This window comes from Kitasatospora sp. NPDC058046 (assembly GCF_042885595.1).
GTDB lineage: Bacteria > Actinomycetota > Actinomycetes > Streptomycetales > Streptomycetaceae > Kitasatospora.
Map to the genome: position 1 here is coordinate 152,693 of NZ_JBHVRS010000024.1, position 6,894 is coordinate 159,586.

Sequence of the window (6,894 nt, forward strand, 5' to 3'; positions counted from 1 at the left end):
TGGGCATGGCGGACACGACGGACGACATGGAGGCGCTCAAGCACCTGCACGACGGCGGCGACTACCGGCGGCTCGCCGAACGGACCTCGAATCCCGACGTCCTGCGCCGACTGGCGATCGGCGAGTACCCGTTCGTCTGGCACGCGATCGCCGACAACCCGGCCGCCCCCACCGACCTGCTGGCGGTGTTGGCCGGGCGCCGGCAGCAGGTGTGGAACAACAATCGCCTCCTTCGCTTGGTCGCGGCCCACCCCGCTCTCACAGGCGAGGCGTTGGACGGCCTGGTCGATCTCGTCGGGGACCGCCTGCGGGAGGGCGACCGCCCGTACGCGGCCGTCCTGGAGCTGGCCCGCCGACCGGAGCTGTCGGCCGAGCGGCTGCGCCCGTTCGGCCGACAGCCCGGGGCCTCGGCCAGGCTGCGCCGGGGGATCACCCGGGCGCTGGCGGAGCGCCCGGACCGGTGAGCGCGGGCGGGACCGAGCCGGGTGCCGCGCCGCCCGCCGCCGCCCGCGACCAGCGACCGGCGAGGACGGTGCCGACGATCAGCTGGAGCTGGTGGTAGAGCATCAGCGGCAGCACCATCAGCCCGGCTTGCGCTCCGAACAGGACGGTGGCCATCGGCAGGCCGTTGGCCAGGCTCTTCTGCGAACCGCAGAGCACCGCCGCCACGGTGGCCGACCGATCGAGCCCCAGCAGCCGGGCACCGAGCCCGGTGGCCGCCAGGGCGGCGGCGAGCAGGGCGAGAAGTACCGCGAGGAGCCCGAGCAGTGCCAGCGGGGTGGCCAGGCCCCAGATGCCCTGGGACACCGCCGCGCTGAACGCCGTGTAGACGACCAGCAGGATCGAGCCGCGATCCACCGGCGTGAGCACCCGTTTATGCCGGGACAGCGGACCGCCGAGCCACGGCCGCAGCACCTGTCCGAGCAGGAAGGGCGCGAGCAACTGCAGCCCGATCCGCAGCAGCCCGTCGGCGGACAGCTCGGTGTGCGAACCCAGCAGCCAGGCCGCCAGCAGCGGTGTCAGCGCCAGACCCGCCAGGCTGGAGTAGGTGCCGGCACAGATCGCCGCCGGGACGTTGCCCCCGGCGGCGCCGGTGAGCGCCACCGAGGACTGCACCGTCGAGGGCACCAGACAGAGGAACAGCACCCCGGTCTGCAACGGCCCGGTGAGCGGGACGGGCGTGAGCAGCGCGGTGGCCACGCCGAGCAGCGGGAAGAGGACAAAGGTGGTGGCCACCACCAGCCCGTGCAGCCGCAGGTGGCGCAGCCCGGCCAGCGTCTCGCGGGTGGAGAGCCGGGCGCCGTAGAGGAAGAACAGCAGCGCCACCGCGAGGTCGCAGGCCACTTCGGCGACCCGTGCCGAGGCGCCGGAGGCCGGGAACAGCGCGGCCAGCCCGACCGTTCCGGCCAGCGCCGCCATGTACGGGTCCAGCCAGCGCGGCAGCAGTCTTCGGGAGCGGGGCCCGGAGCCGCGTCGCGTCCGCGCCCGTACCTCGAGCGCCTTTGCCCCACGGGGCCGCTCCCCGCGCGCCCGGAGCCCTGGTGGCTGCTCCGGGCGCGCCAGGCCGTCGGTCACGGGCCGCCTCCCGTCACCGGGCGGAGGGCGGGCCCGGAGGAGGATCCCGGGCCGAGCAGGCCGCCCACCAGCGAGCCGGCGCCGTCGTGGTCGCTGCCCGCGGAGCCGCTGCCGTTCTGGAGGTTGGCCGTCCGGTCGATCTCCAGCCAGGAGTCGGCGTTCGAGTTGTCCACGACCGTGATCAGCCCGCCGCCGGCGGCTGCGGGCGCCGCGGCCCCCGCGAGCAGGGCGCAGGCCCCGGCCAGCCCCAGTGCGGTGGCCCGCAGGGCGGCGGCCGCCGAGGGCTGGGCCGACGAGGGCAGGACGGGCGAGGGCCGGGCCGGCCTGAGCTGCCCGGCCCTCATGCCGTCACCGCCATCAGCCCCCTGGGGCGCGCGATGTTCCGCTCCAGCAGCTCGGTCGACTCCCGCACGCCGACCTGCTCACGCCCCCCGGACGGGGTGGGCAGCCGTCCGTCGGCGCTCTTCAGCTCGGACAGGGCGTCGTCCATCGCCCGGTGCGCGGCGAACAGGCACGGGGTGCTGTAGATGGCCACGTCCACCCCCAGGGCCGACAGCTCCGAGAGCGACAGCCGGGGCGACTTGCCGCCCGCGATCTGGTTGAACAGCAGCGGCTTGTCGCCGACCACCCGGCGGATCCGGCGGATCCACTCCTCGCTGCGCACGCCGTCCACGAGCACCACGTCGGCGTCGGTGGCGGCGAGCGCCCGGGCCCGCCGCAGGATGTCGGCCTCCTCGGTGGCGTCGGTGCGCGCGACCACCACCAAGTCCGTCCGGTTGGCGAGGACGAGCTCCAGCTTCTCCAGGTACTCCTCCAGCGGGAGCACCAGCTTGCCGTCCGCGTGCCCGCAGCGGCGCGGCCGCTTCTGGTCCTCCAGGATCACGCCCGACGCGCCGATCCGTTCGAGCTTGCGCACGACGTGGCAGGCCACCTCCGGATCGACGTAGCCGTCGTCGATGTCGACCAGCAGGTGGTGCCGGGGAAAGGCCCCGCGCAGCCGTTCGACGAAGCCCACCATGTCGGGCCAGGCGATGAAACCGATGTCCGGCAGCCCGTAGTAGGAGGCCGCGAAGCCGAAGCCGGAGACGAACATGCCGTCGTAGTGCTCGGCCGCGATGGAGGCCGAGTACATGTCGTAGACGCCGATCAGCGGCGTCGCCCCCGGGCCCGCGATCTCCGCGCGCAGCCGCTGCCCGGGGCTGTCCGTTGCCGTGTTTCCGTGGAACAAGGTCTTCTCCTCACTGGGGATGACTTTGCCTGAACTTGGTGCTTACCAGACCGAACTGAGGTGTCATCACTATGCGCTCTTTAAGGTTCCGTGGGCAAATCTTTAAGTGAGATTCACTCGCGAGAGTGAAGAAATGTCGAAGATATGAAAGATGCTGATATGCATATCGGCTAAATGCTGTGACGCTCCAGCAAGGTGGTCGGGGTCGGCGCCCCGGAGGCAGGGCTGTCGGAGTCGACTGCCGTCACGTGAATCGCCGGGCGAGCGGTTCTCAGGCCCGGTCGACCATTTTGCCCGTCATGAGCTGCCCTTTCAGCAAGGTGCGTACCCCGCCGCCGACGCTTGCGAATATGCCCCCATCGGCATTCCTGCGGACTTCCACCCGCAATCTGGAGAAGCCGAGTTCGGTGGTGCCCTGGACGATGTCGAACACCACGGGCTTGTCGATCGGCCCCGTGTGCGCCAGCCATCCGGCCATTGCCAGTGCGGCCGAGCCTGTAGCGGGGTCTTCCGCGCAAACCGGCTCGGGAACGAAGACCCGAGCGCGGACTTCGGGCAGTTGCGGAACGAACACTGCCACCCCGAAGACGCCGGCCAGTCCGGGCACCCTCTCGGCGAGCGCCGCAACCCTGTGCGGCAGGGCCTCGGCCGACTCCAGGTCGGCGGCGCTCACCGGGAGGCAGGCGAACCCGAGCCCGGCCGATGCCAATCTCACGGGCCCCACTGCCGCGTCCGGAGCGAGCCCAACCGCTTCGCATACGAGATCCGGAACGACGGGCGGACCCACCTGGCAGGCCCGTTCCTCCAGTACCGCACTTTCCCCTGTCGGCCCCACCTGCGCGTGAACGATTCCGCCCCGAGTGCGCAGCGCCACCCGGCCGGGCTGGGCCAGGCCCTGCCGCACCGCCACTGCGGCTGCTCCCACGAGTGGATGACCTGCGAAGTCCAGCTCGACGTAGGGAGTGAAGATCCGCACCTCCACCTCTCCTTCGTCATCCCGGCGCAGGAAGACGGTTTCGGGCATGGCCAGGCGGGCCGCCAGGCGTTGCATCAGCGCATCGTCACATGAGGCAGCGCACGTGACCACTCCGAGTGGCCCTCCGGTCAGCGGCTCATTCCCGAATACTTCGACCAGTTCGAATTTCATGCACCCGTCATCGCCGGAGACGGTCGAGTTGTCGCTCGCGAGTGTGGGGAGCGCAGGGGTGCCGGCGGAGTGGGTCGTCATCGCGGTTCTCTTTTCGAGTGGCTCTGCTGTCGTCGGCTGGGCTGTCGTCCGTGGCTGCCGGGGTCGACATTGAGCATGGTGATCATCGGACCGGCGGGGTCGGTTCGTGGAGGACGGCCGAGGCGAGTGCCGAGTCCAGGGCGCCCAGGTCTGCACGCGCGGATCCGTGCGTGCGTCAGGGCTCCTCATGGATTGGACGTTATATCCAGCCTGGACTAAGTGTCCACCAGAGTTGCCTTCTCGCGAACGGTCCGGTGCGAGAGCAAGGTCGATCACGGGGTGCCGGACCCCTGCCGGCAAGCCTGTCCGAAGTGCGCCGACCAACCCGGACCCGCCGAGCCCGGACGTCCGCACCGCCCACTCCGCGCGTCCACCCTCGAAGGGCACGCGGCCCGCAAGGGCAAGGACAGCGGCCGACCGCCCGTCATCACCGACGACACGGTGCACACCGTCCTGCGGCGCCGCGCGGGCGGCGGTCGGTCGAACAGATCCAGCCCGGCCTGATCATCCCCGCCGGCAAGCGGAAGGGGCGGAACCCCTCCGTCGCGAGCATCTACCGGGCGCCGACCGAGCACGCCAAGCGCGAGGTGTGCCCCGAAGCCGTCGAACAGGCCCACATCGACTTCGCCGTCCTTCAGGTCGGCCAAGTCCCCGGTGCCCGCCTGGCTGTCCCGGGCCGAGTGCCACTCCGACTGCAGAGCGCTGTTCCTCGCTTCGCCGTGGCTTCGGGGGAACAGGGCCGTGTACGGGGCGAAGCCGGCGCCGGGGCCCGGCCGGTGGGGAGTGGGCCCCGGCGCGTGAGGGGTCAGGCGCGCGGGAGCGGGGGCGCGGCGCGGCGTTCGCGCAGCGTCCGGAGCATCCGGCGGGTGGCCTTGGTCGCGACCGGGGGCAGGAGCTCCAGGGCGAGCCGCCGTGAGGTGGAGCGCTGGATCGGGCCCTTGACCTGGTAGTTGAGGCGCATCACCCGGGCGCCGGCGATGGTGTCCTCGTCGACGGTGTACCCCTCGGCCGGCCAGTCGCGCTCCCGCAGGACGGCCTGGGCGGCCGCCGCGTCGCCCCAGGTGCCGTAGAACTTCATCGGGGTGAGCAGGACCGGCCGCAGTCCGCCGGTGAAGACCGCCTCCCAGACCGCGGCGGAGACGCCCGGGGTGTGCTCGGAGCGGTAGTCGTCCAGGGCGACCACGCCGTTCTCGCCGAGCGCGGCCCGGGCGACCGCGATGTCCCCGGCGACGTGCTCGTAGAGGTGGGAGGCGTCGACGTGGACGAAGCGGCAGCTGTCCGCCCGGACGCGGCCGTCGGCCAGCACCGAGGTCGGGGCCTGCACTATCTCGGGCAGCTCGCCGTGGAAGGCGAGGTAGTTGGCCTCGAAGGCGCTGCGGGTGAGGGTCTTGCGGTAGGACATGTTCATCTCGGCGGCGTTGTCGGCGTCGCCCGCCTCGGAGTCGAACAGGTCGCAGACCGTCAGCCGCTCACCCGGCTGCAGGTGGTCGCCGAGCAGGACGGCGCTGCGGCCGAGGTAGCTGCCGAGCTCCAGGATGTCGCCGGTGACGCCGGCCGCGGTCTGGGCGGACAGCAGGTGGCTGAAGGCGGCCCGGTCGAGGCTGAAGAACCAGCCGGGAATGTCGTCCCGCTTCAGCGGCGCGGAGTGGACTGCGGCCTCGACCGCGGTCTCGGACATGGGCACGGCGGCCTCCAGGGGGACGGCGGGGCGCGGTGGCGGGTCACGCCCGCGGAGGGGGACGCCGAGGACGTGAGGCGGATCATCATAGCGACGCCGGGGCGGGGGAGAGCCAGATGCGGAACGGCCTAAATCCGGCTCTTCGCTCTGCCGTTCGGCAGGGGTTCACGCCTTCGTTTTCGCTCCCGAATCGCCTGGTCGGCCTGGGTCCTCTCTTTCGGATCATGCCGGGCGCACGACGCCGGAGCACGCACCTCGCCGCGTTGTCGTCGGTCGCCGATGCTCCGCATGGACTCCCTCCTCCGCCTTGCGATGCACGCACCCCGACGCCGCACGCTGATCCGACGTGATCCGAAAGAGAGGACCTAGCCTTCCGAGAGCTCCGCCCCGCCCGGTCGTTCCAGCTCCGCGACGGTCTCGGACAGCCAGGCCCGCTCGGCCGCCGTGGAGGCCCGGGCGACGAGCAGCATCCCGCGCCGGAAGGGGTTCGGCTCGCGCTCGGCGGTCACCGGCTGCCCCGTCCCGTCGTAGAAGAAGCTGCTCGGAGCGTCCAGGAAGGCCAGTCGGCGGCGGAGCACGGCGGCCTGCCGGGTCGGGTCGGCGAGATGGTGCAGGAACGTGGTGACGGTGAAGAAGCGGATCTGGTCGGTGATCTCGGCCTGCTCCGGGTCGGCCAGTCGGCGCAGCAGTTCGGCCCGCCCCTGCGCCGTCAGCTCCAGGGTCTGCCGCGGTGCGGCGCCGCTGCCCGGTTCGGTGCGGCGGTGCAGCAGTCCGGCCTTCTCCAGCCGGGCGATGGCGGGGTAGAGCGCGCCGTCGCTCACCGGTCGGACATGACCGGTCAGTCCGGTGATCCGGGACTTGAGCTCATAGCCGTGAAGCGGCTGGTCGTACAGGAAACCGAGGATCGCGAGCGTCAACACGGCTGGAGCCCTTCGGTCGGAGTGCGCCCTGTGGAGTCGTCATGTTACCTCTTGTCGATGTGCCTCGAAACGATGTATCTCTATTCGAGGCAGGTCGAGAGGGCCGCAGCCGAGCGAGGAGAGCCGAGGCGGGCCGGGGCCCGCCCGGTCACGTACGAGCACCACAGGGGAAGGGAGATTCCCAATGATGTTGTCAAGCCAGGGCGGTGACGCCTCGTGACTGCCTTACTGCGCTGGGGCGGCGTTCTTGGGCGCAACTGCATCG

General features: G+C 71.5%; 7 protein-coding genes. 1 reads left to right on the plus strand and 6 read right to left on the minus strand.

Annotated features, from left to right (window positions below):
- The first annotated feature begins 5 nt into the window (after window positions 1-5).
- Window positions 6-464: a hypothetical protein gene (locus tag ACFVU7_RS36415; RefSeq protein ID WP_380741669.1), complete on the plus strand. Its 459-nt coding sequence runs from the start codon at window positions 6-8 to the stop codon at window positions 462-464.
- On the opposite strand, the gene ACFVU7_RS36420 is transcribed toward ACFVU7_RS36415, so the two are convergent.
- The 6 genes from ACFVU7_RS36420 to ACFVU7_RS36445 all read right to left on the minus strand — a co-directional run bounded on the left by ACFVU7_RS36420 (window position 430) and on the right by ACFVU7_RS36445 (window position 6,629).
- Window positions 430-1,419, minus strand: coding sequence for a bile acid:sodium symporter family protein (locus tag ACFVU7_RS36420; RefSeq protein ID WP_380741668.1), 990 nt, complete (start codon window positions 1,417-1,419; stop codon window positions 430-432). The two genes, ACFVU7_RS36415 and ACFVU7_RS36420, sit on opposite strands and share 35 nt — an antisense overlap.
- Before the next feature lie 152 nt (window positions 1,420-1,571).
- The gene (locus ACFVU7_RS36425; protein WP_375877347.1) at window positions 1,572-1,919 is read right to left on the minus strand and encodes a hypothetical protein; all 348 of its coding nucleotides are present in this window, start codon (window positions 1,917-1,919) and stop codon (window positions 1,572-1,574) included.
- Window positions 1,916-2,803 (minus strand): oxaloacetate decarboxylase, encoded by an 888-nt coding sequence (locus ACFVU7_RS36430; RefSeq protein WP_375877348.1) that lies wholly within the window; start codon window positions 2,801-2,803, stop codon window positions 1,916-1,918. The genes ACFVU7_RS36425 and ACFVU7_RS36430 overlap by 4 nt, the downstream gene beginning before the upstream one ends.
- Window positions 2,804-3,074: 271 nt before the next feature.
- Window positions 3,075-4,031: a PhzF family phenazine biosynthesis protein gene (locus ACFVU7_RS36435; protein ID WP_388049751.1), complete on the minus strand. Its 957-nt coding sequence runs from the start codon at window positions 4,029-4,031 to the stop codon at window positions 3,075-3,077.
- Between the two features lie 805 nt (window positions 4,032-4,836).
- Window positions 4,837-5,709 carry a class I SAM-dependent methyltransferase gene (locus ACFVU7_RS36440; RefSeq protein WP_375877350.1) on the minus strand — a complete coding sequence of 291 codons (873 nt, stop codon included), beginning with the start codon at window positions 5,707-5,709 and terminating at the stop codon, window positions 4,837-4,839.
- A 365-nt stretch (window positions 5,710-6,074) separates the two neighbouring features.
- Entirely contained in the window at window positions 6,075-6,629 is a 555-nt protein-coding gene (locus tag ACFVU7_RS36445) for a PadR family transcriptional regulator (protein WP_074003532.1), read from the minus strand.
- Window positions 6,630-6,894: the final 265 nt, after the last annotated feature.

Coding starts and splice junctions, on each gene's coding strand:
- ACFVU7_RS36415 (WP_380741669.1), top strand. CDS start 6: ATGGCGGACACGACGGACGACATGGAGGCGCTCAAGCACCTGCACGAC.
- ACFVU7_RS36420 (WP_380741668.1), bottom strand. CDS start 1,419: ATGGCGGCGCTGGCCGGAACGGTCGGGCTGGCCGCGCTGTTCCCGGCC.
- ACFVU7_RS36425 (WP_375877347.1), bottom strand. CDS start 1,919: ATGAGGGCCGGGCAGCTCAGGCCGGCCCGGCCCTCGCCCGTCCTGCCC.
- ACFVU7_RS36435 (WP_388049751.1), bottom strand. CDS start 4,031: ATGACGACCCACTCCGCCGGCACCCCTGCGCTCCCCACACTCGCGAGC.
- ACFVU7_RS36440 (WP_375877350.1), bottom strand. CDS start 5,709: ATGTCCGAGACCGCGGTCGAGGCCGCAGTCCACTCCGCGCCGCTGAAG.